A 253-nucleotide genomic window follows, 5' to 3' on the forward strand; every position below is an offset into this window, starting at 1 on the left:
GCTTCATACAGCCAGTCTCCCGACGAATCACCAGTGAACACGCGCCCCGTGCGATTGGCGCCGTGCGCGGCCGGCGCTAGCCCGACGATAAGCAATCGCGCGGATGGGTCGCCGAAGCCCGGTACTGGTTTTCCCCAATACGACCAGTCACGAAACTCACGTTTCTTGATTTGAGCGATCAACTCGCGATGTTCCACTAGTCGGGGGCAGGCGCGGCAGGCCGTGACGCTCGCACCCACGTCGTCGAGCGACG

The 253-nt window shown here is 63.2% G+C and carries 1 protein-coding gene; it reads right to left on the minus strand.

Going from position 1 to position 253, the window contains the following annotated elements; all coding sequences use genetic code 11:
* Nucleotides 1–239: uracil-DNA glycosylase family protein (locus SAY88_RS25880; protein WP_348533386.1), on the minus strand; the 239-nt coding region annotated here is incomplete at its 3' end.
* Nucleotides 240–253: the final 14 nt, after the last annotated feature.

The organism is Halalkalibacter flavus, from assembly GCF_036663575.1.
GTDB classification, from domain to species: Bacteria; Bacillota; Bacilli; order Bacillales; family Bacillaceae_D; genus Halalkalibacter; species Halalkalibacter flavus.